Origin of the sequence: Dolichospermum heterosporum TAC447 (assembly GCF_024584745.1) — a bacterium.
GTDB lineage: Bacteria > Cyanobacteriota > Cyanobacteriia > Cyanobacteriales > Nostocaceae > Dolichospermum > Dolichospermum heterosporum.
Genome location: NZ_CP099464.1, coordinates 3,213,685 through 3,239,894, shown reverse-complemented (window position 1 = coordinate 3,239,894; position 26,210 = coordinate 3,213,685). Strand labels below are relative to the sequence as shown.

General features: G+C 37.6%; 21 protein-coding genes. 8 read left to right on the top strand and 13 right to left on the bottom strand.

The window, feature by feature from the left end; genetic code table 11:
• Positions 1–102: 102 nt before the first annotated feature.
• Both NG743_RS14575 and NG743_RS14570 read right to left on the bottom strand, forming a co-directional pair.
• Complete coding sequence (locus tag NG743_RS14575) at positions 103–1,122, bottom strand: long-chain acyl-[acyl-carrier-protein] reductase (protein WP_027403459.1); 1,020 nt, start codon at positions 1,120–1,122, stop codon at positions 103–105.
• Positions 1,123–2,052: 930 nt separating this feature from the next.
• Positions 2,053–2,751: an aldehyde oxygenase (deformylating) gene (locus NG743_RS14570; RefSeq protein ID WP_027403458.1), complete on the bottom strand. Its 699-nt coding sequence runs from the start codon at positions 2,749–2,751 to the stop codon at positions 2,053–2,055.
• Between the two features lie 155 nt (positions 2,752–2,906).
• Between NG743_RS14570 and NG743_RS14565 the strand changes: the two genes are divergently transcribed.
• The gene (locus NG743_RS14565) at positions 2,907–3,113 is read left to right on the top strand and encodes a hypothetical protein (RefSeq protein ID WP_027403457.1); all 207 of its coding nucleotides are present in this window, start codon (positions 2,907–2,909) and stop codon (positions 3,111–3,113) included.
• Between the two features lie 554 nt (positions 3,114–3,667).
• Here the strand turns inward: NG743_RS14565 and NG743_RS14560 are convergent.
• The 5 genes from NG743_RS14560 to NG743_RS14540 all read right to left on the bottom strand — a co-directional run bounded on the left by NG743_RS14560 (position 3,668) and on the right by NG743_RS14540 (position 8,215).
• Positions 3,668–4,606 (bottom strand): nucleotidyl transferase AbiEii/AbiGii toxin family protein, encoded by a 939-nt coding sequence (locus tag NG743_RS14560; RefSeq protein WP_228043631.1) that lies wholly within the window; start codon positions 4,604–4,606, stop codon positions 3,668–3,670.
• A 278-nt stretch (positions 4,607–4,884) separates the two neighbouring features.
• Entirely contained in the window at positions 4,885–6,039 is a 1,155-nt protein-coding gene (locus NG743_RS14555; protein WP_027403455.1) for an iron-containing alcohol dehydrogenase, read from the bottom strand.
• A 199-nt stretch (positions 6,040–6,238) separates the two neighbouring features.
• Positions 6,239–7,306 (bottom strand): AI-2E family transporter, encoded by a 1,068-nt coding sequence (locus NG743_RS14550; RefSeq protein ID WP_027403454.1) that lies wholly within the window; start codon positions 7,304–7,306, stop codon positions 6,239–6,241.
• Between the two features lie 72 nt (positions 7,307–7,378).
• Complete coding sequence (locus tag NG743_RS14545) at positions 7,379–7,807, bottom strand: NUDIX hydrolase (RefSeq protein WP_027403453.1); 429 nt, start codon at positions 7,805–7,807, stop codon at positions 7,379–7,381.
• A gap of 3 nt (positions 7,808–7,810) precedes the next feature.
• A complete protein-coding gene (locus tag NG743_RS14540; RefSeq protein WP_193962005.1) occupies positions 7,811–8,215 on the bottom strand; it encodes a hypothetical protein in 405 nt (134 codons plus the stop codon).
• A 352-nt stretch (positions 8,216–8,567) separates the two neighbouring features.
• On the opposite strand from NG743_RS14540, the gene NG743_RS14535 reads away from it, so the two are divergent.
• The 3 genes from NG743_RS14535 (at position 8,568) to NG743_RS14525 (ending at position 13,149) form a co-directional block, all read left to right on the top strand.
• Positions 8,568–10,637, top strand: coding sequence for a prolyl oligopeptidase family serine peptidase (locus NG743_RS14535; protein WP_257120323.1), 2,070 nt, complete (start codon positions 8,568–8,570; stop codon positions 10,635–10,637).
• A gap of 298 nt (positions 10,638–10,935) precedes the next feature.
• The gene (locus NG743_RS14530; protein WP_257120322.1) at positions 10,936–11,097 is read left to right on the top strand and encodes a hypothetical protein; all 162 of its coding nucleotides are present in this window, start codon (positions 10,936–10,938) and stop codon (positions 11,095–11,097) included.
• 456 nt (positions 11,098–11,553) lie between these two features.
• Positions 11,554–13,149, top strand: coding sequence for a B12-binding domain-containing radical SAM protein (locus NG743_RS14525; protein WP_027403450.1), 1,596 nt, complete (start codon positions 11,554–11,556; stop codon positions 13,147–13,149).
• A gap of 49 nt (positions 13,150–13,198) precedes the next feature.
• Here NG743_RS14525 and NG743_RS14520 read toward each other — a convergent pair whose 3' ends face one another.
• From NG743_RS14520 to NG743_RS14505, 4 genes are all read right to left on the bottom strand, one after another.
• Positions 13,199–14,362: a hybrid sensor histidine kinase/response regulator gene (locus NG743_RS14520; protein WP_027403449.1), complete on the bottom strand. Its 1,164-nt coding sequence runs from the start codon at positions 14,360–14,362 to the stop codon at positions 13,199–13,201.
• 205 nt (positions 14,363–14,567) lie between these two features.
• Positions 14,568–15,014, bottom strand: a complete 447-nt coding sequence (locus NG743_RS14515; RefSeq protein WP_257120321.1) for a response regulator — start codon at positions 15,012–15,014, stop codon at positions 14,568–14,570.
• The gene (locus tag NG743_RS14510) at positions 14,959–17,268 is read right to left on the bottom strand and encodes a sensor histidine kinase (protein ID WP_027403447.1); all 2,310 of its coding nucleotides are present in this window, start codon (positions 17,266–17,268) and stop codon (positions 14,959–14,961) included. The genes NG743_RS14515 and NG743_RS14510 overlap by 56 nt, the downstream gene beginning before the upstream one ends.
• Before the next feature lie 240 nt (positions 17,269–17,508).
• A complete protein-coding gene (locus tag NG743_RS14505) occupies positions 17,509–19,002 on the bottom strand; it encodes a dolichyl-phosphate-mannose--protein mannosyltransferase (protein ID WP_027403446.1) in 1,494 nt (497 codons plus the stop codon).
• 134 nt (positions 19,003–19,136) lie between these two features.
• Between NG743_RS14505 and NG743_RS14500 the strand changes: the two genes are divergently transcribed.
• From NG743_RS14500 to NG743_RS14490, 3 genes are all read left to right on the top strand, one after another.
• A complete protein-coding gene (locus tag NG743_RS14500) occupies positions 19,137–19,541 on the top strand; it encodes a hypothetical protein (RefSeq protein WP_193962000.1) in 405 nt (134 codons plus the stop codon).
• A 35-nt stretch (positions 19,542–19,576) separates the two neighbouring features.
• Positions 19,577–20,632, top strand: coding sequence for a tellurite resistance TerB family protein (locus NG743_RS14495; RefSeq protein WP_193962001.1), 1,056 nt, complete (start codon positions 19,577–19,579; stop codon positions 20,630–20,632).
• Between the two features lie 289 nt (positions 20,633–20,921).
• Positions 20,922–21,269 carry a Rieske (2Fe-2S) protein gene (locus NG743_RS14490; RefSeq protein WP_027403443.1) on the top strand — a complete coding sequence of 116 codons (348 nt, stop codon included), beginning with the start codon at positions 20,922–20,924 and terminating at the stop codon, positions 21,267–21,269.
• Positions 21,270–21,604: 335 nt separating this feature from the next.
• On the opposite strand, the gene NG743_RS14485 is transcribed toward NG743_RS14490, so the two are convergent.
• On the bottom strand, positions 21,605–22,921 hold the full coding sequence (locus NG743_RS14485) for a tellurite resistance TerB C-terminal domain-containing protein (protein WP_027403442.1): 1,317 nt from the start codon (positions 22,919–22,921) through the stop codon (positions 21,605–21,607).
• Positions 22,905–24,254, bottom strand: coding sequence for an ATP-binding protein (locus NG743_RS14480; RefSeq protein WP_257120320.1), 1,350 nt, complete (start codon positions 24,252–24,254; stop codon positions 22,905–22,907). The genes NG743_RS14485 and NG743_RS14480 overlap by 17 nt, the downstream gene beginning before the upstream one ends.
• A 635-nt stretch (positions 24,255–24,889) precedes the next feature.
• Between NG743_RS14480 and NG743_RS14475 the strand changes: the two genes are divergently transcribed.
• Positions 24,890–26,128, top strand: a complete 1,239-nt coding sequence (locus NG743_RS14475) for an aminoglycoside phosphotransferase family protein (RefSeq protein ID WP_027403440.1) — start codon at positions 24,890–24,892, stop codon at positions 26,126–26,128.
• The last annotated feature ends 82 nt before the right edge of the window (positions 26,129–26,210 follow it).

The window sequence follows — 26,210 nt, the reverse complement described above, 5'->3', positions numbered from 1 at the left end:
AATTATGTTCGTTGTCAGTTGTCAGTTGTCAGTTGTTGGTTGTCAGTTGTCAGTTGTCAGTTGTCTTTTCTTTGCCACTGACCACTGACCAATGACCAATGACTAAACTAGTAATGGTCTAAAACCGTGTTTAATGGACACACGACCAATTTGCTCCATTTTGTCTACGGTAATCTGATTACGCCCCCAAGAAAAGTTTGTATATAACTTCTCAAATTCCAGCAGCATTGATTCGGCAAAACAAGCAAATAATTGCCGCCCTGGCACATCCATATTGACAATTTTCATGATTTTCCAGTCAATATCTAGGGAATGCTCCACAATGCCGCCATTTAATACATATACCCCCGGATGCTGAACTTTTGTGCCTAAGTTTTTAGGATAGCCCCCATCAATCAATAGACAGGGTTGTTTTAATGTTATTGGGTCAATTTCTACGCCTTTGGGCATACTCGCCACCCAGACGACAATATCCGCTTGGGGTAATGCTTCCTGTAATCCCATAATTTTACCCCGTCCTAGTTCTGCTTGCAGTTCTTGGAGACGTTCTTGATTTCTCGCAATTAATAATAATTCTTGAACATCTGTTTTTTTATCTAGCCAGCGGGTGACTGCGCTGCCAATATCCCCCGTTGCACCGCACACAGCTACAGTTGCTTTGGACAATTCAATCCCTAGTTGTTTGGAAGCTTCTTCTACTTGCCGACAAATAATGTAAGCTGTATGAGTGTTGCCTGTAGTAAAGCGTTCAAAATCTAGGTTAATATTGCGGACTTGTTTGAACTGCTCTAAATTAAAGTTCTCAAAAATAATTGAGGAAAATCCACCCAAGGCTGTAATATCAATGCCATGCTTTTGAGCATGAGCCATAGCATTAAGAATTTTGCGTGTTGCGGCTTTAATGCGGCGATTAGCCAGCATTTCCGGTAAAAAGCATGATTCTACATACTTTCCTTCTATTTTCTGCCCGGTGATACTGGTGACAGTGATATGATCAACTATTTGCGGCGGGGCGCTACACCAAAAGTCTAGCCCTTGATCGGCATATTCTGGATATCCCAATTCTTGAGCTACTGATTGAGCGTGTTCTAAACTAGTCAGATGTCCAATTAAACCAAACATGGAGTGATATATTAGGCGTGTGCTGTCGTGCAAAACCAATTTTAGATTTTAGATTTTAGAGAAATCGAAAAACTATGCCAACTTAGAATCAGATACAGCAGAATTCAGGAGTCAGGAGTAAAACAGGCTTGTTGTCAGGCTTTAAATTTAAGATCCTGTACCGCATCAATCTGCAATCTGCTATATGATGTCTAACTATTAAAAATACTACATAAAGTGTCCAAATAATTCGTAATTCGTAATTAAGTACGGCTTGCTGAATAAGTTGTCTGTGAGGGCAGGGAACTCTTAACTCTTAACTGGGAACAGTTTCAGCCATCTGGATATCCTCAATTTTCTAAATCCGACCCAGGAAAATGCACCAATTTTGAGACTCCATTTGCCAAAACCTTGCACATTCTTGTGATAAAAATCAGCGAAACCCCTATTAATAAAAGGTTTCAGTTTTATATGGCTTACGCCACAATACGCTATCAGCAAGCCCTAAATAACCCAGAAATTTTTGAGTAAACTTTAGATAAGTAGTGAGACAGAATTAATTGCACAATGTCATTGCGTTAGCGCAGCGTGGCGTTAGCCATATGGAACGAAGTGAAATGAAGCAATTGCCAGGGTTGTGATTGCTTCCCTTCGCTCGCAATGACTGTAAATATTTTTGTCCAATTACTTATTAGCCCTGATAGCGTAGCGTGGCGTTAGCCATAATCCATTTCAGGGTGGGTCTGTCAGCCAAACAAATAAACCATCTGTAGCTTAAATTGACACCAATGAAGCTCTTGCTAAACCCCCTACAAACACGGTGTTTTCGTGATTTTACAAAAGTCCATCTCCCAACCGCTTTGAGTATAAATCCTTTTTCTCCCTGCTCCCTGCTCCCTGCCCCCTGCCCCCAAAACCTAGGGTAACATAGTTGTCACCCTAAGGGCATTATTAAGCGGCTACAAGTCCGTAGGCAGAAAGACGCATGATATCACGGGTAGTGAAGCCAATGTTACTTAAGGCATCACCATATTGAATCATAAAATCTTCTACTAAAGCGTCTTTTTCCATAGCTAAAACTTTGGCATCATCTGCTACTTGATTGAGCATTCTCCATACTAGAGGCAGGTTTTGGCGGTTAGCTTGCTCTAATTCGGCTTTGGATTCTGTAAAGTTTTTTTGCAACCACACTTCACCAAAGTTGAGATGGCTGTATTCTTCTTTTACTACCCCTTCTGTGATTTTACGAGCAAAATCATCAGCCACAGGAATATAGATATTGTAGGCAGCGATCGCAAAACATTCGATAATTAATGATTGAATCAAAAGGCAAGTCACGACTTTGCCTTCTTTGGCTGCGGTTTGGAAATTGTCATGTAGTCCCAAGAAAAACTTTTTCGCAAATTCTAAATCTGGAGTCACTTTTAAGTTCCGTCCACAGGCTTCAAATCCTTTTTTGTGGCGACTTTCCATTTTCGAGAGAGCAATTAGTTCCTTTTCCTGTGCCGGCAGTAGTTGAGCTAATGTAATGTAATTTTCGTGGGCTTCCTGTTCCCCTTCAATTACAATGGCATTGATGCGGCTATAGGCATCTTTATATATTTCACTTTGAAAATCAATTGTTTTAATTTGGTCTACAAGTTGCTGCATTGTCTGTATTACTCCGTTAACCCTGCTTATTTGATACAAAAACTCAACTTACCCGATAAATTTGGGGTAATTATCACTGTGATTTAATTTAACTTAACAAGAAACTATAGTTATTAGATTAATTTTTACTGATAATTGTACTACCAGAAAAACAAATGTATGAAGTCATAGCCAATGTCCAAGCTAAACTGGAATCTCAAAAATGCCAATTTTGCAACCTGTTAGCCGTAGAAACAGGTACATTTAGAGTTTTGCTGCCGCTAATTGTGGTTTTCCTGACTTCCTTTGGGTTTGAAGCTACCACAAACAACAAAGTCTTCCCAGTATTATCTTGTGGTAGGGAAGTTTTTACTGGACTTTGAATATTCTACCTTAGTAGCGATCGCACTTACAACTTTTCCAATTTTCACTTAGGGATACACAACTAATGTAGTTATACTCAAAACGGCTAAAAGCTGGACTTTTTTATCATACAAAGAACAAGTTCAAAGCCTCTCCAATTATAAAAGCTGCTCCTTTTCCCTCCCTTGTAGGGGAGGGTCAGGGAGGGGTGCAAAGGAGAGGTTTACCAGAGGGGTTTCATACTTGGTTAAACTATGAACCGTTTGCAGTATAACCAAGGTCAAATAGCGTCAATTGCTTATAATTCGCTCTCTGATTGACCTTACTCGTAAGTTTGCTTTGAGGTTCTAGAGCCTGGGTCACTATCCTTGCCCGTTATCGCCTCGGTTTCCACTAGGGAATCGGTGAAACTTCTGAGTCCGTTCTAACAAGATTACCTTCACAAATGATAGTAGCAAGGATAATTGCTACGATAGCCGTAATAATGTTATTTTTAATTAGTCAAAGCGAATACTTTTCAAATTCAGGAATGATTGATCTAATTTTGTTCGCCACGAAGAAAAGCGATTAATTGTCATTCCACGTCTTGTTGAAATTCGCTAAAAGTTCTATGTGTCTTTTTTAAGTCGAAATCAGTCGCAATTAAATCAATACCATCAATAATTTTACTGGGTTCGGCAATTCGCAAAGCCGTAAAACATTTGTCTCGATAATTGGGGTGATTTTGGAAAAAAAGTATCGCTTTTTTTAAAGGTTCAATTACAGGATAAGCTGATTCTGCCTTCTCAATAGCTACTTGAGGAATGGGAGAATTGAGCCTTTGCATAGCCAAATCAATCAAATCTCTCGACTCTACTGAGGAATCATTCCATCTGTCAGAATTAGCTAAAAGTTTTTCTGCAAAACTGTCAATTTGATTTAAGCATGGGACAGGCGACCAAATGGGATAATTTGCTTCTCCCAATTCAATCCGTCCTTCCATAATTATCTCAAATTTAATCAGGGTTTCATCAACTATAATGGCAAATCTTATTCCGTACTGGTCAGCTTTAATTTGTCCGGGTAGATTGAGATTATTTTGAGTGTTGAAAAGGGCATTATATTGATTTTCAGCTATTTTTTGTCGTAGTAATCGGTAGCCTGTACCAGTAGAACAGAGAAAATCTATATCTTTGCTTAATCTATATTCTCCATGATTTAAACTAACCAGAGTCCCACCGCCAAAATATGCGCCACACTCTAATAAAAAATTAGCCTTTAATTGATTAAGAACATTTAAAATTTTTTGATGAAACTCCCTCTCAAACATTTTCGCTCCTAACCATGAATGATAATATTGAGCTAATTGTTGCACAAATAAGGTTTCTATTTGGCTTAAGTCGCCTAAAACTCCCCGGTAGTGCCACCCGCGTTCATATATTCTCAGTATTTCTAAAGGAGTAAGATCTTCGGTATTTTCTCTTTGCCAACATAATTTTTGCAAAAAGGGTAATTTTTCAAATTGGGTTAACATTTTCATCAATGAGATTGCAAACGCAGATGGACGCTGATTAACGCAGATGGGTTGGTGTTAGGTTTTTAACTCTTTTCTTAAATACTATCATTTTCTACTGCCCCTTCTAATAATTTGGCTGCATCAGCATCGGTTTTTCAATGGGATGTTCTTTGTCCCATTGCTGATTAAAATTTTAGGATTTCGATAATATTTTTACATTTCTACCAATTTCTCCGCCAACCGACTTAATGCAGGTCAGACAAACAAATCAAACGTCTGACCTGCGGATTTAACTTTTAAGCACAAAGAGCTAAAATCTGTTCCACAACTTGGGGGTTAACGTCTTTATTTTCCCCCAAAGCGGTCATCCCATGTTTTTCTAAATTTTTGATAACTGCGGGAATAGTTTCTACTCCCACACCATAATCAGATAAATGAGTGCGAACACCAACTGATTCAAAGAAATCACGAGTTTTAGTAATTGCGGCATTTACCCGTTCTTCCTCCGAACCACCGACAACTTGCCAAACTCTATCTGCATATTGTAGAAGTTTTTGCCACTTGCGATCGCGTCTAATCGTCAAAGTTCCAGGTAACACAACCGCCAAAGTTTGAGCATGATCCATACCATGTAACGCTGTCAACTCATGACCTATCATGTGAGTCGTCCAATCTTGAGGTACACCAGCCGCAATTAACCCATTTAATGCCATTGTCGCCGACCAAACCAAATTTGCCCGCGCATCATAATCTGTAGGATTTGCTAAAGTTTTGGGTCCTTCTGAAATCAAAGTTAGTAAAATTGATTCAGCCATGCGGTCTTGTAATGGTGCATTCACCGGATAGGTCAAATACTGCTCCATCACATGAGTAAAAGCATCAACAATACCATTGCTAATTTGCCGAGGAGGCAGGGAGAAAGTTGTTTCTGGGTCAAGAACGGAAAATTTCGGAAACACCAAGGGACTAGCGAAAAATAACTTTTCTTTAGTTTCCCACTTAGTCACAACTGAATTTGTATTCATTTCTGAACCAGTCGCAGGTAAAGTCAAAACCACCCCCATTGGTAAAGCCGCCGTTACTGGTGCGCCATGAGCTAAAATATCCCAAGGGTCGCCCACAAAAGAAACCGCAGCCGCTATAAACTTAGTCCCGTCTGCAACAGAACCACCACCCACAGCCAACAGAAAATCAATACCTTCTTTGCGGATTAACTCAACCGCCTGCATCAAAGTTTCAAAATGAGGATTGGGTTCAATACCGCCGAACTCAAATACATTTCTACCAGCCAATGCCGATTTTACTTGATCATAAACCCCATTAGCTTTAATACTACCACCACCGTAAGTAATCAGAATTTTCGCGTTCGCCGGGATTTCTGAACCAATATTAGCGATTTGACCCCTACCAAACAGGATTTTAACTGGGTTGTAAAAAACAAAATTTTCCATAACTTTAGTCACTCAAGAGAATTAGATTTCACCTTGAGTATTGTAATCACTTTCTTGATTTTTGTGCCTGTACCTACAGAATACTATTTTCCCCCAATCTAATTAAAAGTTGGGGAATTGTGTCCCAGACATTTTTATCAATTTAAACAAATAAACTGCCAACAAGACAAACAAAATCAGGAAATAAAGGTGTTGTCATTTACTCACTATCAACAGCAGTTTTATTAAATTTACCATTACGCCAAGTATCAGCGATATCTTTAATAAAACTAGCAAGAGGAATAGCAACCAATAACCCCAATACACCGCCTAACTTTGCGCCTATTAATAAAGAAATTACCACCCATACAGGATTTAAACCAGTTAAATTTCCTAAAATACGTGGGGCAATAATATTAGAATTAATTTGATCAATAGCCACACCTATAGCCGCAACCTCTAACCCTAAACCAAAGTCTTTTAAAGTTATTAATAAACTAACAATACCAATACCAATACCAGTACCAAAAGGAAATAGGGAAAACAAACCAATTCCTATGCCAAAAAGTAGTGATAAAGGCACTCGTAAAACGACAAAAGCCAATGTTATGGATACGGCTAAAATAGCCCCTAAAGTAGCTTGACCAATGAAATAATTATTAAAATCTTCTCGCAGTAATTCTCGCACCTTTTTCGCTGTTTCTGGGGGAAACCAAAGATAAATGCCATTCCATAAACTTTCCCCATTCAATACTAAATAAATAGTCAAAACTATGGTAATTAATAAATTCAATAAATTGCCAATAGTATCGAAAGCAAAACCTAAAATTTTCCCAGTAAAAGATTGCAATTGACTTGATATTTTTCCTAAAATTTCACCAGCTAATCCACTTAAATTTACTGGTAGTTGCTGAGTAGCTGCCCAATTTTGCAAAGCTTCTATTTGTTGAGTTGCCGATTCTATCCAATAGGGAAGAAGATTAGCTAACTCATTCAATTGTTCCAGAATAAGTGGTAGCAGAATTACACCTACAGCACCCAAAATAATAATAGATAACAGTAATACCACTACAACTGCTAAAATTCGAGGTACTCCCCGTTTTTGGAGAAGTTGAATGGGGTAATCTAGTACAAAAGCCAGAAGAATAGCAACGGAAATAACGCTAACCAAAGGCTGAAAATAGTTAATGAATTGAATTAATAACCATCCATTTAAAAGAATCACAGGAAAGGCTAATCCTATGTTTAACCATTTGGGTAAATTTGTTAGACTTTTTACTGGCTGCATGGCATTTATTAATAATATAATTTTGGCAAAATGTCTGGAAAACTCAAAAAGTTCGTGAATCGGATTATCAGACTATAGAGTTTTGATAAAATCCAGCATAATTTTCTGAGGCAAAGTTGCTAAAGGTCTAATATCTCCGGCTTTTTGAGAATAATATTCACCCTTGTCAATATCTGCTGCTGTTAATAAATCTAAATCCCACCCTTCAGAAAGTACAAGTTGACTCACTGGGACTAACAATGGTGCTTGAAATACATAACGCACAGCTTTTTCATCGCTATAAATTCCAAATTTTGTAAAGTCAGTCAACTCATAACCAATTTCTTCGACAACCTCGCGCTGAACAGCTATTTCTGGAGTTTCTCCTGGTTCTATATGTCCACCGAATAAAGCCCAACAACCAGGAGCTATAATATTAGGAATATTATCCCGTAATTGCATTAAAAACTTATTCTCTCGATAGAGAATGGCAACGGCTACATAAGCTAGTTGACTGTTCATAAATTACTTTTCCTCTAAATAAACTTCACCGTATTCTTTACCAGCCAAAGGCACACTTTGATACTGAACATTACCCTTCAATACTACCTGTTCTCCGACTTGGAAATTACCCTGATTAGTGATTACCCAAATTTTCCCAGTTGAGTCGTTAATTTGATATGATTTTTTCTTGATTAATGGAGCATACTTTTCTACTTTACCTTGAATGTAAACTGTCGTGTCCTGATTTTTTTGGGTAATTTTTTGAATCTGTGTTACATTAGCACCAATATTGAAATTTTGAAGATTGATACCAGAATTTTGTCTCTTACCACAAGCATAAAGTCCCGTTACCAGAGAGAAAGATAGTCCCACAGTAAAAATTTTTGCAGGTGGCATCAAAGCTATAGATTGAGCGAATTTTTGCATGACTGCCAATTTTATCTCCAGGTTACACAAATTAATCGCTATTGATCATAATGCTATTTGGTCGCAAAAAGATAGTCATTCTGTCAAAATCATAAAGAGATGCATAAATTCTCAGCGATACCTTCAGTTAGTAACCTTCTTATCTTTCTTGTTTGAGAACGAGTCAATATTGCAAATAATGGCTTTTTTATGTTATTAATTAATTTATACCAAAATAAGATGAATCTGCATAGAATCAGAGATCAGAAATAATTGACCGCAGATAAACGCAGATGAATTAACAGATTTGATGATTTTGTGCGGACTCATATAAAATTGGTATTAGCAATTTAGTACAATTTATCCTAAATTTATGTCTAACTTTAACCAACCTCTGACCTATCCTACTGTTAGCAAAAGTGAGCAGGTGGATAATTATCACGGAATGGCGATCGCCGATCCTTACAGAGCCTTAGAAGACCCGGATACAGACGTAACAAAGGCTTGGGTAGAAGCCCAAAATCAAGTTACCTTTAGCTATTTAAACGAAATTCCTGCCAGAGAAAAAATCAAACAGCGGCTAACAAAACTTTGGGATTATGAAAAATATGGAACTCCCTTTAAAGAAGGTGAAAGTTACTTTTATTTCAAAAATGATGGACTGCAAAATCAAAGTGTCCTCTATACTCTGCCAACTTTAGATGCAGAACCAAGAATTGTACTTGATCCTAATCAACTTTCAGAAGATGGTACAATTGCCCTTTCAGGAATTTCCATCAGTGAAAATGGTCAACTTTTAGCCTATGGTTTATCTAGTTCTGGTTCAGATTGGCAAGAATGGAAAGTTAGAAATATTGCCACAGGTGAAGATTTACAAGATTATCTCCAATGGATTAAATTTTCCGGTGCTTCTTGGACTCATGATCATCAAGGGTTTTTCTACAGTCGTTATGATGAACCAAATGAAAAAACCAAATTAGAAGATGTTAATTATTACCAAAAACTTTATTATCATCAACTTGGTACACCCCAATCAACAGACATCTTAATTTACCATCGTCCTGATGAAAAAGAATGGGGTTTTACTGGGAATGTCACGGAAGACGGCAAATATTTAATAATTTCAATCTGGCTAGGAACTGACTCCAAAAACTTAGTTTTTTACAAGGATCTAACAAATCAAAATTCTGAAGTCATCGAACTAATCAACCAATTTTTAGCAAATTATAGCTTCATTGATAATGACGATTATGTTTTCTACTTTCGCACAGATTTCAATTCTCCAAAAGGTAGAGTTATTGCCATTGACACGAGAAAACCAACTCCCGAAAATTGGCAAGAAATTATTCCTCAAGCAGTAGAAACATTAGAAAGTGTCAGTGTCTTAAATAATCAATTTGTGGCTGATTATTTACAAGATGCCCATAGCCAAATTAAGATATTTAATCTCAAAGGTAATTTTATTCGAGAAGTAGAATTACCCGGAATTGGTGCAGCCAGCGGATTTAGTGGTAAACGGTATGATACGGAAACATTTTATAGTTTTACCAGCTTTACTACCCCTGGAACTATTTATCGTTATGACATGAAAACAGGTAAGAGTGAACTTTTCCGTCAGCCAGAAGTAGATTTCAATGCTGATGAATACGAGACAAAACAGGTTTTCTATGCAAGTAAAGATGGTACAAAAGTGCCAATGTTTATTACTCACAAAAAAGGAATTAAATTAGATGGTAACAATCCTACTTACCTCTATGGATATGGTGGGTTTAATATCTCCTTAACACCAAGTTTTTCTGTTAGCCTTTTAATATGGCTAGAAATGGGAGGAGTCTATGCTGTTCCTAATTTACGTGGTGGTGGTGAATATGGAGAAGAATGGCATCAAGCAGGAATGAAATTGCAAAAGCAAAACGTTTTTGATGATTTCATTGCTGCGGCTGAATGGTTAATTGCTCATAATTACACCCAACCTGGAAAATTAGCTATTGGTGGAGGTAGTAATGGTGGTTTATTGGTGGGTACTTGCATGACACAACGCCCTAATTTGTTTGGTGCAGCCCTACCCGCAGTAGGCGTTATGGATATGTTGCGCTTCCATAAATTTACCATTGGCTGGGCTTGGGTGGCTGAATATGGTTCTTCAGAAAACGCAGAAGAATTCGCAACTTTATATGCTTATTCACCTTTGCATAATCTGAAGCCGGGAACAGCTTATCCAGCTACGTTAATTACTACCGCAGATCATGATGATCGTGTAGTACCTGCTCACAGTTTTAAATTTGCTGCGGCTTTACAAGCAGCGCATAGTGGTTATGCACCTGTATTAATTAGAATTGACATGAAGGCAGGACATGGTGCTGGTAAACCAACAGCAAAAATTATTAAGGAAGCAGCAGATAAATGGGGTTTCTTAGTCAAAGTTTTGAAAGTTGAAATTTAATTTCCCCTACCCATGTACCAGCATGACGTAAAATCGAGCGTCCTGAAACTAACCTTTGTCAGAATCAGGACATCCAGGATTTAAGGATTTACAGGATGATAATAAGATTAACTTGATAGATTACAAGTAGGTGAACACAATAAAACCAAACTGTGTAAAGAAACGTAAAAAGGCAAACCACGTTGTAGAGACGGTTCATGAAAGATCTCTACATCAGCATTAAACCATCCTGTAATTGATGAGATATGTAAGGGTAAAGCATGAGCTAAACCCCTACGATATATCGAAGTTCAGGAGTATGGCTAACGCCACGCTGCGCTATCAGGGAGTAGGGGCGCAGGGACTGCGCCCATTCAGGAGTATGGCTAACGCCACGCTGCGCTATCAGCAAACCCTAAATATCGCTAAAATTAATAACATTGCCAGGTTGAATACTACTTTTTTGTCAATTTGTCAATAGAAAATTTTTGCGATCGCTCAAATTAGATCATTTCTGAGCAAAAACGCCAAAGGGTGTATGAAATTCTACTTTTCCCAGAACAAACTGACCTAGCTTATATTTAGATTTAATATTTTCCGAACTTGTACTATCCATAAAAAATTATCTTCACCCAAGTTGCTAGTTACTCTTATCCTACTATTAAATTACCTAAATTTTTAATAACGAACCACAGAGGCACAGAGAACACAGAGAAAAAACATGAGTAATTTTGGAATGGGAAGGAAGTATCAAGTCGAGGTTTGTACAAGTGATGATACGTAATTAGTGAGAAAATTACTGTCTTCATCCTGTAAATCCTTAAATCCTGGACATCTTGATTCTGACATTCTCACATACAACAGGCTTGAGAAAAAAGTCAATTAGTCTGAATTTTAGTTACAGTTAGATCACAAATAAATCGTGAGGGGTGATACTATGCGTGTTTTGCTAGTTTATCCAATATTTCCAAGTACATTTTGGTCTTATGAGAAAATTCTGGCGCTAGTTGACAGAAAGGTTTTGTTGCCACCATTGGGTTTGGTGACGGTAGCGGCAATTTTGCCCCAAGAGTGGGAGTTTAAGCTTGTAGATCGTAACATCCGCGCTGCTACTGAGGAAGAATGGGCATGGGCAGATATGGTGATTTTCTCCGCCATGATTGTCCAAAAACAAGACTTACTTGAGCAAATTCGGGAAGCGAAAAGACGCGGTAAGCTGGTGGCTTTGGGTGGTCCTTATCCTACCTCTACACCCCATGAAGTGGAAGCAGCAGGGGCAGATTACCTGATTCTTGATGAAGGGGAACTGACTTTACCCATGTTTGTGGAAGCTGTGCAACGGGGAGAAAAATCGGGAGTTTTCCGGGCTGCTGAAAAACCTGATGTTACCAGTACACCTATTCCCCGCTTTGATTTATTAGAGTTTAATGCCTATGATATGATGTCGGTGCAGTTTTCCCGGGGTTGTCCTTTCCAGTGCGAGTTTTGCGACATCATTGTTTTATATGGACGCAAACCCCGAACCAAAACTCCTGCACAACTGTTAGCCGAGTTGGATTATCTCTATGATTTGGGTTGGCGGCGGGGTGTGTTTATGGTGGATGATAACTTTATTGGCAACAAGCGAAATGTGAAGTTGTTGCTGAAAGAGTTAAAAGTTTGGATGGAAGAACATCAATATCCGTTCAATTTTGACACGGAAGCTTCCATTGATTTGGCACAAGACCAAGAAATGATGGAGTTGATGGTTGATTGTGGCTTTAAAGCGGTATTTTTGGGGATTGAAACCCCAGATGAAGATAGTTTACAACTAACTAAGAAGTTTCAAAATACTCGCAGTTCCTTAACTGAATCTGTAGAAACCATTATCAGAACTGGACTGCGGCCAATGGCTGGGTTTATTATTGGTTTTGATGGTGAAAAAGCGGGTGCAGGCGATCGCATTGTCCGTTTTGCTGAACTCGCAGCTATTCCTTCTACTACCTTTGCCATGTTACAGGCGTTACCCAATACTGCGTTGTGGCATCGTTTAACTAAAGAAGGCAGATTGCGAGAAAACCAAGACGGGAACATCAATCAAACCACATTGATGAATTTTATTCCTACCCGTCCTCTAGAAGAATTGGCTAGGGAATATGTGGAAGCCTTCTGTGCTTTATATGACCCGACTGCTTACTTGGATCGCACCTATCGCTGTTTTATGATGTTGGGTTCTCCCAAGTGGACAGCACCGGCAAAAACACCAGAATGGGTAGTTGTCAGGGCCTTACTCATTGTGATTTGGCGACAAGGATTTAAACGACAAACTCGCTGGAAATTCTGGCATCATTTGTTTAGCATTCTCAAGCATAATCCCAAGGTAATCGAACAATACGTTTCTACCTGCGCCCACATTGAGCATTTTATGGAATATCGGCAAATTGTCCGCGATGAAATCGAAAGTCAATTAGCTGCGTATTTAGCCCAAGGTGCGGAAAAACCTTATGTACCTGTGAAGGAAAAAGTCGTAGAAAAGGCAGAAGCGGTAGTTTAATATAATTCAATATTTTTTAGATCCCCGACTTCTCTAAGAAGTCGGGGATCTATTTTGTTATCGGCAAAGTCACTGTAAAAGTTGAACCTACTCCTACTTGACTATTAACTGTAATTTCCCCTCTGTGGGCTATAACGCACTGTTGGACGATTGTTAATCCTAGACCACTACCAGGAATTATGCCTACATTTTCTCCCCGGTGAAATGGTTGAAATAATTTTTTTTGGTCTTTTTCGCTCATACCAATTCCCTGATCTTGAAATCTCAAAATTACGGTTTTTTCTTGTTTAATTAATTCAAATAGAACTGTACCTCCGGGAATTGAATATTTAATGGCATTATTGAGTAAATTATTGATAATATGCTTTAAGAGGGTTTCATCTCCCAGGAATTCAAAACAGTGTTCAGAACTGGTGAAAATTAAGTTCAATTGTTGTTCTTGGGCAGGTAATTGAGATTGTTCTACTAATTCAGAGCATAAGTTTTCTAAATTGAGTACGTGTGGTTGGTATGCTAGTTGTCCAGAATCAGATTTACCAATTAGTGAGGCTTCATCTACTAAATGTGATACATTTTTGATGGCAGAGCGGATGAGTTGTACATAGTCAATTTGGGAATTATTTGTCAGTTCTTTTTGATATTTTTCTAGTAATCCAGCCGCGAGAAGAATGGTGTTTAGAGGATTGCGAATATCATGGGAAAGCATAGCCATAAATTCAGATTTAAGCTGATTAATTTCTTGGGATTTTAAGAGTTCTGTGGTTTTTTCTTCGACTTGAGTTTCTAATGTTTGATTAATTTGATTTAATTGTTCTAAAAATTGTTTGCGTTCTACAGCATATCGCACAGAACGTACCAATGTATCTGGATTTACGTGCCTTTTGACTAGATAATCTTGCGCTCCTTGTCTCACTGCTTCAATGGCTAGTTCTTCATCATTTGTGTTAGTCAGAACTATGATGGGATTGCTGGGATTTTGCTGAAGTAACTGAGGGATGGAACATAATCCTTGACTGTCAGGAAGGGTCAAATCTAATAAAATTACGTCGTATTTTTGGCTATTTAATTGTTTGATTCCGTCTTGAAGTCTTTGGACGTGAACTAAACCAAAATTTTGAGATTTTGTGAGTTTAATAAACTCTTGCAATAACCTGGCTTCTGCTAAGTTATCTTCAATTAAGAGGATTTTTAGTGTGGAAGTTGCGGTAATCATTTCCTGGTTTTACCTTTTGCGAGTTCTTGGTTAAATAGACTTTTATTAGATTAGTTTTCAAGGATATATTGAATGTAGTAGTATCTACTTATAGGAGATATAAAATTTACAGTAAGAGCCAGAAAGTAAAAGACTATTATTCCTAATTCTTTCTTCTTCCTGAATGGGCGCAGGCCCTGCGCCCCTATCTCCTGATTCGGTAGTTTTATTCTAATGGTAAGGTAACGGTAGAAAACCAAAATTTCTCAATACTCTGGATGATTTGGAATAGCTGACTCAGGTTACGAGATTTGGTAATATAGCAATTAGCGTGTAAGTCGTAACTATGGAAAATGTCATCTTGATTTTTTGAGGTTGTTAAAATGACGACGGGAATGCGTTTGAGTTGAGGATCGGATTTAATTTCTGCTAATACCTCTCTACCATCTTTTCTGGGTAAATTTAAGTCTAATAAAATCAAGTCAGGACGTGGTGAGTTAGCATATTCTCCTTCTTGGTGGAGGTAATTCATAGCTTCTACACCGTCCCTAACTGTGATTACTTGATGAGGTAATAAACTGGTTTTTAATGCTTCTTGAATGAGACGAATATCAGCCTTATTGTCCTCCACTAAAAAGATAATTTTGTGTGTTTCTGCCATTTTGACGCTCATGATTACAACCTCTGACGGGAATTGTAAAGTAAAAAGTCGCACCCCGACCGAGTTGTGACTCTACCCAGATTCGTCCGCGATGACATTCAATTATTTTCTTACAAATAGCCAAACCTATTCCTGTACCCGGATATTTATCTCTGGTGTGTAGACGTTGAAAGATGGTAAAAATGCGATCGCTAAATTGCGGATCTAAGCCAATTCCGTTATCTTGAACTGAAAATAACCATTCATCTTCCAATCTTTTCGCACTAATATGAATCCTTGGTGGTTGACTACTGTGGAATTTGATCGCGTTACCAATGAGGTTCAAAAATAGCTGGATTAACTGTGTTTCATCAGCCATAACTGCGGGTAAGGGATCATGGGTAATAATTGCGCCGGTTTCCGCAATGCGTTGACGTAAATTCTTCAAGGTCCGATTTAAAGCTGTTTCGACTTCGGTAACTTGAAAAGTAATTCCTAATGTATCTACGTTGCAGTATGCGAGTACGTCATCAATTAAGGTCTGCATTAAAATTACACCTTCGACAACATAGCCAATAAACTCTTTTGCATCTGCGTCTAGTTCTGCTTCATAGCGCATTTCCAAAAGCTGCACATAATTGGCTACTTGATTTAATGGTTCTTGCAAATCATGGGAAGCGACATAGGCAAATTTTCTCAATTCTACATTAGAACGTTGTAAATCTTCAGCTAATTGGGCTAATTCATCAGCTTGACGGAGGATAATATTGATGATGGATTTTTGTAATTCTAATGCAGCTTTAACTTCTACATTTTGCCAGGGTAAAGATGTTAATTGAACTATTTCTTTCCATAATTCAAATGATTTACGGGGACACAAACGGACATTTCCTTCAGATTCATCAACTGAAAAAGCCTGATGGGGATTTCCACCCCAATTGACAGTTTGAATCATTTCTGGTCGAAACCATAATATATAATTTTTCCCAGAGATGGGGATAGCTAATAAACCACTCGCCACATTTTTAAAGCTAATCGCCTCTGGATAGATTTGCGGTAAAGAATCGGTGAAAAATACATCGTCTTCTCCATTGTTTCTCAGCCATTCTCCTAAAAAATTCAATTCTTCTTCTTGAGGAGTATTACCAATCAGAGTATATTTCCCACCAAAATAGATGGCTGCACCTTCAGCATTAGTTAAATTGAGCAGATTTATTTGATTTTTGACTAAACCATCAATAAAGTTCGGTTCTTGAGACATATATTCAACCAATAGTGATTGAATATGGTTTAAATTTAGCTGATAGTCGTAATCTTCAGTTTCTTCTTTGCCAGAAATTTCTGAAAATATGATTCTTCCTAAAAATTCACAAGCTTTTCGTAATTCATAGGAAACATATTTGGGTGATTGATGATGACAAGCAATTAAACCCCAAAGTTTGTGATCCTTAATTAAGGAAATTGTCAAAGATGCAGCCACGCCCATATTATGTAAATATTCTAGATGACATGGTGCAGCACTTCTGAGAATTGAATTAGTTAAATCAATGGGTTGTCCGCTAACTGGGTTAATTCTAGGGAAAAGTTCGGCTGATGATTGAATATTTGTATCGGGAATAACTCTAATAGAATTTTCTAGAAATAATTGTCGTGCTGGCTGAGGAATATCTGATTCTGGATAATGTAATCCTAAATAAGACTCTAAAGTAGCTATTTTTTCTTCAGCAATTACAGAACCATGTGCATCATCACAGAATTTATATAACATTACTCTGTCAAATCCGGTTATTTTGCGGATTTCTTGCACAATTATTTGACTAAAATCACGGAGACTTTTACTTTTTTCTAAGCGATTAATTGAGGATTTAGCTAAATGATAAAAACTCAAGAAAGGAATATTTTCTTGAGATGCTGTAGGTTCTAATTCTAAGATTAAAAATCCTTCAGAGTTACGATAGAAAGTGGCATCAAATATTGTGTATTCATCCCCTTCTTTCTTAATCCAAATTTTTGTAGGATTAATAAAATCCAGATTTTCTTCTGACAACCAAAATTTGATTTTCTGGATTTGGTAAGGATCTAGTAAATCTTCTAATTCCTGTTGCAGTATATCTTCTGGCGATATGCCAAAAGTGCTGAAAGTATTTTGACTAACTTGTAATATTTGTAAATCTGGCTCTTGTAAGACTAACAAAACCCCATGAGGCTGAATTTCACTAACCAAATGTATTGGTGCTTCTTTTAAGCTGGTGATATTAATATGCTGCTGCTTGACATTGATATCCATAAAACCCTTTCCCTATAATTTTGGAGCATAAAACCTACGGGTTTAATCTAAACTCCTCACACCTATAAAAATTCTTTTCGATTCAGTACCTGTGATAGTGGCAAAGCCCATAGTTATAGTTTCTCTTACTTAATATTCTTACACAGAAGAACTAGCTGTCACCAAATATATAGATAAGAAATGTAAAAATTTACATGATTGAAGCTACAGGATTTGTGTATATATATTAAGAAATTTCTATTAAATCCAGGAACTAAACCACATCCGCATTCTATATCCATCAGCAGAAATGGGTAAACCTAGATAAATAGGCATCCAGAAGATGAAAGCAGCAATAATGACAAAAGTTATAGTCACACCTACTGCCCGAATTTGCCGATGATAACTCAGCAGACATTGATCAACAACCCAAGCGATCGCTATAAATGTAAATACAACAGCAGACATATAATGATAGATAAAAACACACCTTGTTACCTCCACCCAAGGGAGGAGATTAGCCCCATAATTTATGACTAAAAATAAGCCAATCCAAGTATCAACGGTGAGATTTTTGGGGATAAATAACCGCTTTTTTGCGATTATCGGCATTGTAATTGTGATGATTACCATACCAATTAAAAAGATCATTGCAGCCAAGCCAAACCACCATAGAAAAGGATTCCCCATAGCATGAACATCATAAATTACTTTACCAGCACCATCAGGTAAGGGTGGTCCAAATACGGGTAAGGAATCCTTGGTACTTTGAGCAGTTTGATAATAATAAGCCATTGGTCGAGTTAATAATGGCCATTTATACCATGCAGCACAATAAGGATGAACGCTAGGACTATTACCACCTAATTGCAGATGAAAGTGTAAAATTTGTTTATGAACTTCAATAAATCCATATCTTTTATCTAGTTGGAGGTGAGGAATCCAAATCAGACTATAAATAATTGTGGGAATAATTCCTAAATAAGAACCCATTTGCCAAATATTTATTTTTGTCAGATTTTGTAAGGGTGATTTTATAGTATCCGTTGGGGAATTATTCGCAGAATTTAAGAATCGTAACCAAGAAAATAATGGACTACGAGATGGATGATCTTCATATTGCAACCAGCGAATTATCCAGGCTGCTATCCATACACCATAAGCACCCGCTAAAAACCATAAACCATTCCATTTTGTACCCATAGAAGCACCAAAACTAATGCCAGAGAGCATTAACCACAACCAACGGTTTTGTTTTTGCTGATCTAATGCCAATAATAATAACCATTGTCCGAGTAAACCAAAGATAACTATATAGACATTACTTAAAGCATAACGAGATTCTACTAAAAATAATCCATCACAAGCTGTAAAAAATCCTGCTAATAAAGCAAACCGATGACGATAACTAAATTGATAAGTTAATAAAGTCACGATTACGGGAATTAATGAACCAGTGAGCGCATTTACCCACCGATAATTCCAAGGAGATAATAAAGAATCTGTGAGACTATTGACAGTATCTCGACCAATAGGAATATATTGACTCATCCAAATCCCTAACCCAATCAGATATTGACTTAATGGTGGATGAGCATTGAAAAATGGTGTATGGGTCAGATAGTTGTTACCAAATTTAGCAAAATAAACCTCATCAAATACTAAAGTATTAAATCGGCTTAGTCCCCAAAAACGTAAGCTCAAGGAAAGTAGAAATATGCCTATTATGCCTAATCGAAACCAATTTTTTCTCATGATGTTCTTCAGGTATTTTTGCAAAAACGGGTTATATCCCCGACTTCTTAGAGAAGTCGGGGATATAGTTGTCGATCTTGTTGTCCACAAATGTAGAATAATAGCTCTAACACCTTCAGAAAACTTAATTTACTATGTCACAATTAGAGCGATTGTTAAAAATGGCAGAAGATGAACTTACGGAGTATAGCACTGATGCCCGCAAAATGGAAAAACTCCGCCGCAAGATTAGTCTATCAGTACCATTAGCAGAACAGAGGCAACTAAGAGCGACATTATTAGCTACAATACCATCTGGTAAAATTGCAGAAATTGTGGAAGAGCAAAGACAAACCGTAGCTTTGCCATTTTGGGGAATTGCTGGTTTGGGTTTGTTATTGGGTATTTCCCTGAATCAACCCATTGGCTTATTAGCAGCTATTGGGGGGACTGTAGCAGCCTTTAGGATTCAGAAATGGGGTTGGCAATTACAGGCAAATCGCCTATTATTGCGGACTTTGGAAGATATTGAAACCCGGATTTCTCAACCTAGTAATTGAGTACAAACAACAAATTAATTGAGGAGATAGAAGTTATGACAAAGTATGATTATATTTTCAAATCGAAAGAGACGATCAAAGAATCATTAAATGCACAAGAAGCGGTAGCGGCGATCGCTGTAATTACAACAATAGTTGATTCTGGCAGTGAAGACATAGATGCCGAAAGTTTAGCTGATATTCTTTGGGAGTTTGAGATATTTGATGAATACTCAGAAGAAGAAATGCTAGAAACGGTGGATAGACTCATAGAAATTGCCGGAGAGGTGGGATTAGGTTCTTTGTTTAATGCTGCTAATGCGGCGATTTCTGGTGAGGCAGTTTTAGATGGTTTTGCGGCTGGAGTGATTATGCTTTTAGATGCGGAAAATTTAATTATTCCGGCAAATAAAAAGGTTTTTCTGAAACAACTACAAATAGCTTTAGAACTGGATGATGAAGAAGCAGAAGAAATTATCCAAGAGATAATTGCCTCAGTAGAAGCTGGGGATGAGGAGGAATATGTCGAGGAAGAATATGAAGCAGTTATTTTCAATGAATCCGGTGAACAATTTTATCAATCACCTTTGGGTAACTTTATAGTTCCTATTCCTGTAAATTCTGAACAGGGAGGAACACTGCAAACTGAGGAAGGAATGGTGAGTTTTGCGGACGATACTGGGACTTTACTCAGAATTGATTATTATCCTCTCTCTCTAGAAGAAATTGATGATCTAGAATCCCAAGAAGATGAGGTATATCTACATAGAGTTTTGGTGGATAAATATGTCCCTCAAGCCATTATTTCTCATGTTCCTACGGCGGAAGTGAAACATAAAGAATATTGGCAAGATACTTTAGAAACTTATTACTATGTATTAGTAAATATGCCTCAAGGTTCAACTATATCCAAGCAAGAAACTAATGGCAATAATGGCATAAGATTAGATGCCTATAGAGGATTGCTGTCTTTTGTCAATAATGAATGTTTGTATATAGTTAGTAGTCAACGCAGCTTTTTAAATGGTGAAACATCTGGTTCTGTGAAGGAAGAGGCGAAGAAAATGAAAAAAGCTATTTTAGATTTTGTCAATACAATTGAGTTTGCCTAAATCTAAATTTCTCAATTTTAGGTACTCTTCTGGGGTCCGTCAGATTTTTGGGCGCAGGACCTGCGCCCCTACTGGCTCTGGTTATAAAAGATTTGAATTTAATGTAGGGGTAGCGCCCCCGTCCTACCCCTGTATTTGGGGCAACCACAGGGGTAGGCCCCCTACAAGATTGATGGGTTTAGTGATTTTGAAAATGTTCAATAAATTTTGCACAGGTACTTATTAGCGATCGCATAGGACACAATTGCGAGAAACTAAGAACAGGTCTATTGAAAATAAGGAGAATCTCATGGCTTGGACTCAAGTTTTAGCTGCTAACGCACTGGCTGCTGGTGCGCGGGAAGTAGTCAAAGTGGGCGATCGCAAGATATTACTCTTAAACCACGAAAATCAGCTTTATGCTGTAGATGATACCTGCCCTCACTTAAAAATGTCTTTGAAAAAAGGAAAAATTGAAGATGGGGCGATAGTTTGTCCCTTCCACCGCAGTGCATTTGACTTGGGTAATGGAGAAGTAAAAACTTGGTGTCCCTTCCCACCCGTAGTTGGTAAATTGCTGTCAATGGTTTCCTCGGAAAAAACCTTACCAACCTATCCTATTAAAGTGGAAGCAGGCAACATTTTAATTGATGTCTAAGCAGCATCATAGCAAAAGTAGGGGCGCAGGGCCTGCGCCCAGAAATCTGAATTTCACGATCAATTAATATGTGACTACCTTGTCCGGTTCTCAATTTCTCTCATTCCCATACTCTGTATGGGAATGAATTCTCAAAGGCTTTGCCTTAAATCATTTTTAGGTACAAAATCTCAATACACAAAGCCAGTTTTACTCCTGAATTCTGCTGTAAGTAGGTGAACACAATAAAACGAAACTGTGTAAAGAAACGTAAAATCGCCCAAACCCTCTTCACTCTTGCCTCTTGCCTCTTGCCTTTTGCCTTGCCATAACGACAATTTTCAACGCCAACCTACTTAACTGATTTCTGAATATTTAGTAATCATTGTTTTCACATTTAATAAATGTTCTTCAACAATTTCAGGAACTTCAGTATTGGTTTCAATAATTAATTCACCAATCGTATTACTAGCTATTTCATTAATAGCATCAATCAAAAGATTGGGCATAGTAATATTAGCTTCAGCAATTTCTTTAATAGTAGCTTTGGGGTTGTCTTGTTCCAGTATGGCTTTCAAAACCTGAATTTCATAACCGGGGAGATGGTTGAAAAAATTATTCCATTTCGCTGGTAAATTCTTGGTGTGATCAGGTTTCCCATTTATTGGATCTAATGGTTCTAATAATTCATCAAAAGGAAATAAATCTAAATTATTTTCTTCATTATCGGGCAATGTTGAGGGATTGATTGTTTCCACTTGTTGAAGTAATTCCCAAACTTGATTTTGTAATAAATCCCGTTCATCTTGTAAGACAGAAATTTGATTTTGTAGTTGATTAACTTCCGTTTTTTGTTCTAATGTCTTATTCTGTAATGATTTGAGCGTATTTTCCAGATTATTTTTAGTTATACCTGTTTCTACTAGTAGATTATTTTGTTTAGTAATTTCCAGTTCTTGATTTTGAATTTCTATTCGTAGTTCATAAAGCTTTTCTTCTAGTTGTGGTTTAAGTCTTTCTAATAAAATTACATCATTTTCTAATTCTTTTTTCTGCTGTTTGATCGTATCAATTTGAGGTTGAATTTGGTTGATTTCAACACGGGAGGCGTGACAATTTAGTTCTAATCTTCGCTTTTCTGCAATCAAATCATTGCAACTATTATTTAGCTCTATATTACTATTCTCTAAATGTACAAATTCATTTTTAAGATTATAAATTTCGGCTTCAATTTGCTTTTTTTGAGCCGCAAATGTCCCGATATCTCGATGTAAACTATCTCTTTGACTACGACAATCTCCAATTTGGTTTTCTAACTGCTGAGTTTCTGCATACAATAAATTTCTATATTCTTCTAATTGGTGTATTTCTTTGAGGATACGCGATTTTAACCCTTCTATATCTCGAATCCGTCTTTGGAGAGAACCAATCATTTTCCACTCATCATTTCTTCGCCGTTTATCAACGAAAAATGCGGCTGTATAAGTAGCTAATACCGTAATTATTCCCGTCAAAAAGGCTCTAGAAATATCCCAATTAGGAACAAGACTTAAACCAAAACTGACACTAAAAGCGGTTATTCCTAGTACGACTCGATGACTAACTATAGTTGGTTGCATCTTACTAGGTTTTATGGTAGCCAAGTTGTTAGAATTATTAGTAATTAACGTCATTATTCCTCACATTTTCACCAAATACAGCTAAATCTGCCTTTAAAAAGTCAATAAACTGCCTTGCGGTTCTGCCAGAACGACCATTATGACGGGTTGCCCATTGTAAAGCTTTGTATTCTAAATCTTCGGGAGAAATATTGATATTTGCTGCTAGGTGCTGGACTATTTGTAAATAGGTTTTTTGATCTGCGACTTCAAAAGTTAATGTTAGACCAAAGCGATCGCTAAAAGACAACTTTTCTTGCATTGTATCCCAACCATGAACTTCATTGTTATCCTTGGGGGCTGGTCTATCAGTAAAATATTCCCGGATTAAATGGCGACGGTTAGACGTAGCATATACAACTACATTTTCCGGTCTGGCAGTTACATTTCCCTCTAAAACTACTTTCATTGCTTTAAAACTATTATCATCTTCTTCAAAGGAAAGATCATCTACAAAAATAATAAATTTCTGGGGAACACCTCGCAACAATTCGACAATTTTTGGTAAATCTGGCAATTCTGACTTAGACACTTCTATTAAGCGCAAGTTTCGATGACTATATTCATTTAATAAAGATTTAACTAAAGAAGACTTACCTGAACCACGACTACCATAGAGTAAAACGTGCAATGCAGTTTCGCCTGACAATAAGAACTCTGTGTTTTTGACTAAAGCATCTTTTTGCCACTCGTAACCCACCAATGTAGACAGTTTTACCGCATCAGGACAAGTAATACCAACTAACTGCCCACTTTGCCAACGGAAAGCCCTATATTTGGCAAATGAACCAGTTCCATATTGCTGATAATAAGCGGCTAAATCTGCTACCGCATCACCCCAATTTGCCAACAAGGGAAGAGATACCATTAAACCCGTTTCTCCTGCTAGGGTTTCCGGTTCTCGATACCAAACCACAGGAGAAATCGGTAAATGCGCCGCCATTTGTACCCACTCGCTCAAAACCGCACTATTACATTCATACAAACTTTGTAATATTTGCAAATCATGTTGCACAGCCACTACTAAAGCCGAGGGTAATTGCCTAAACTCTTCTCGTTGTGCCAATTTGCTAAAAGGATTATCCGCAGTCAGAATTTGCTGAATCAGATATTCTTCCCAGGTTTGATGACTGTTGGCTAAAGCTTGGAAATAACTACCGTAAGCCTGGAGGCAATCCCGCCCATCTGCATCAGTATAACGGATGGTTTGTAATAAATTCAGAAACGCTCTGCCTACGTCGCTGTCTAGGACAGATTGGTACAGTAAAAGAGAGGCGGCTTGGCGTTGTAAAAGTTGAACCGCTGTATAAGATATAGTATTTGCCGTCAGCATTGGTAGATGATCCATCAATCAACTGGTTAAAAGGGAACAGGTAACAGGTAACAGAAAAATCAATTGTGTAATTAATTCTGTCCCATTACTTATGTCTAATTTATATTATTCTTGCCTCCCTCCAATTCTTTCTCCTGAACTCCGAACTCCAATTCTTCCTCCGAACTCCGAACTCCGAACTCCGAACTCCTGACTCCTGACTCCTGACTTCTGACTCTTGTACCTACAGGAATACAAGTGTAGTCATTTATATATTATACTAGAGGGGATTGGGGACAAAAGTAAACTAATACTGATTGTCAGGATAAATTGCTAACATACATACAGGAAACATGGATCACTGACAAATGTAAGTAACCGTTGTTTTCACTGGATATGTACCAGCAATTATTTTGGCAACAGTAATGTTTGATTCAAGGTGCAAAGCTCTACTACAGATATTGTAAAGATTTTATAGTTTCTTCCGTAGACTTGAAAGTAGAAAAATAGCTAATATTGCCATTTTGGCAGGTCTTTCTGACACAAATGGGATATTAGTAGATAGTAGCAATGGTTCGTAAATTTTTTACCATTAACTTAAGAACTGCTACAGCCACCTCAATATTGACTGCGGTAATTCTTTAGCCATTTAAATAACTAGGAAATAATTCATGTTATTATCACTGTCTTCTCAAAATGTTATCCAGTATCTGCACAAGGCAGGGCTGTGTAGCGCGGAAGATGGCGCTGCATATAAATCTGTATTGCCAGAAAATAGCAAGAAAAATGGGAATTTACTGGTAATCCTGGCAGATAATCGCCAACTGCTAATTAAACAAGAACGTCACATTAATAATGGGCAAAATTGCCATGAACTCTTTAATGAGTGGCTATTTCATCAACTATTACAGCAATTTCCAGTAATTGGTAATATTGGAGCGATCGCATCATCATTGTTACATTTTGATGAAGAGAATTCTATTCTGGTGCGGAGCTACTTCAGCGAATATGTGGAGTTAGGAAAATTTTATCAACAGAGTAGTATCTTCCCCACAGCGATCGCCAGCGCGATTGGTAATACGTTAGCAGGATTACACCGAGCCACGTTTAATAAACGTGAGTATCGTGATTTTATGTCCACTGCCCCCGCAGGACAGTTTCGCTATAATTTTTACAATCCTGCTCAAGGTATACCCTCAATAAATCCAGACACATTTGGGACAATTCCCACCGAAGCACTACAATTTCATCTCCTGTATCAGCGTTACGAAAGTTTAGAATCAGCGATCGCTGACTTAGCTTATGATTGGAAACCATCTTGCTTAACTCACAATGATCTACAATTAAGCAACATTCTAGTTCATTCTCGATGGGAACAGCTAGATAACTGCTTGACAAAATTAATTGACTGGGAAGCTTGCGGTTGGGGAGATCCAGCTTTTGATTTAGGAAACTTATTAGCCAGTTATTTAGGCGTGTGGCTGTCTAGCCTAGTAGTAGATCCAACATTAGACCTAGAAGAATCTTTAAATTTAGCCATGATTCCTTTAGAAACAATACAGCCTTCTATTTTAGCTTTAATTCAGGCTTATCTTGATGCTTTCCCCATGATTTTAGAATATCATCAAGACTTCATTTTACGGGTAATTAAGTTTGCAGGTCTAGCATTAATTCAACAAATTCAACACAGAATTGAATCCCAAAAATCCTTTGATAATAGTAATCTGTGTATGCTCGAAGTTGCTAAAAGCCTCTTAACAGTGCCAGAACAGGCAGTATTGACGATTTTTGGCATCTCCGCCGCAGAAATCCTCCAATCTGTCCCCACACTCCAGAAACTTCCTCAACCCCATAAAGAACAACAATTAGTGCGTCTTTATTACGAAAAAACTCGTCTACGCGGTTGTTAGTAATAATGATTCCATCATATTGTGAGGCTAAACAGAATCATAAAATCCATGAACTCATCCCTTCTTATCCGCGTTTATCTGC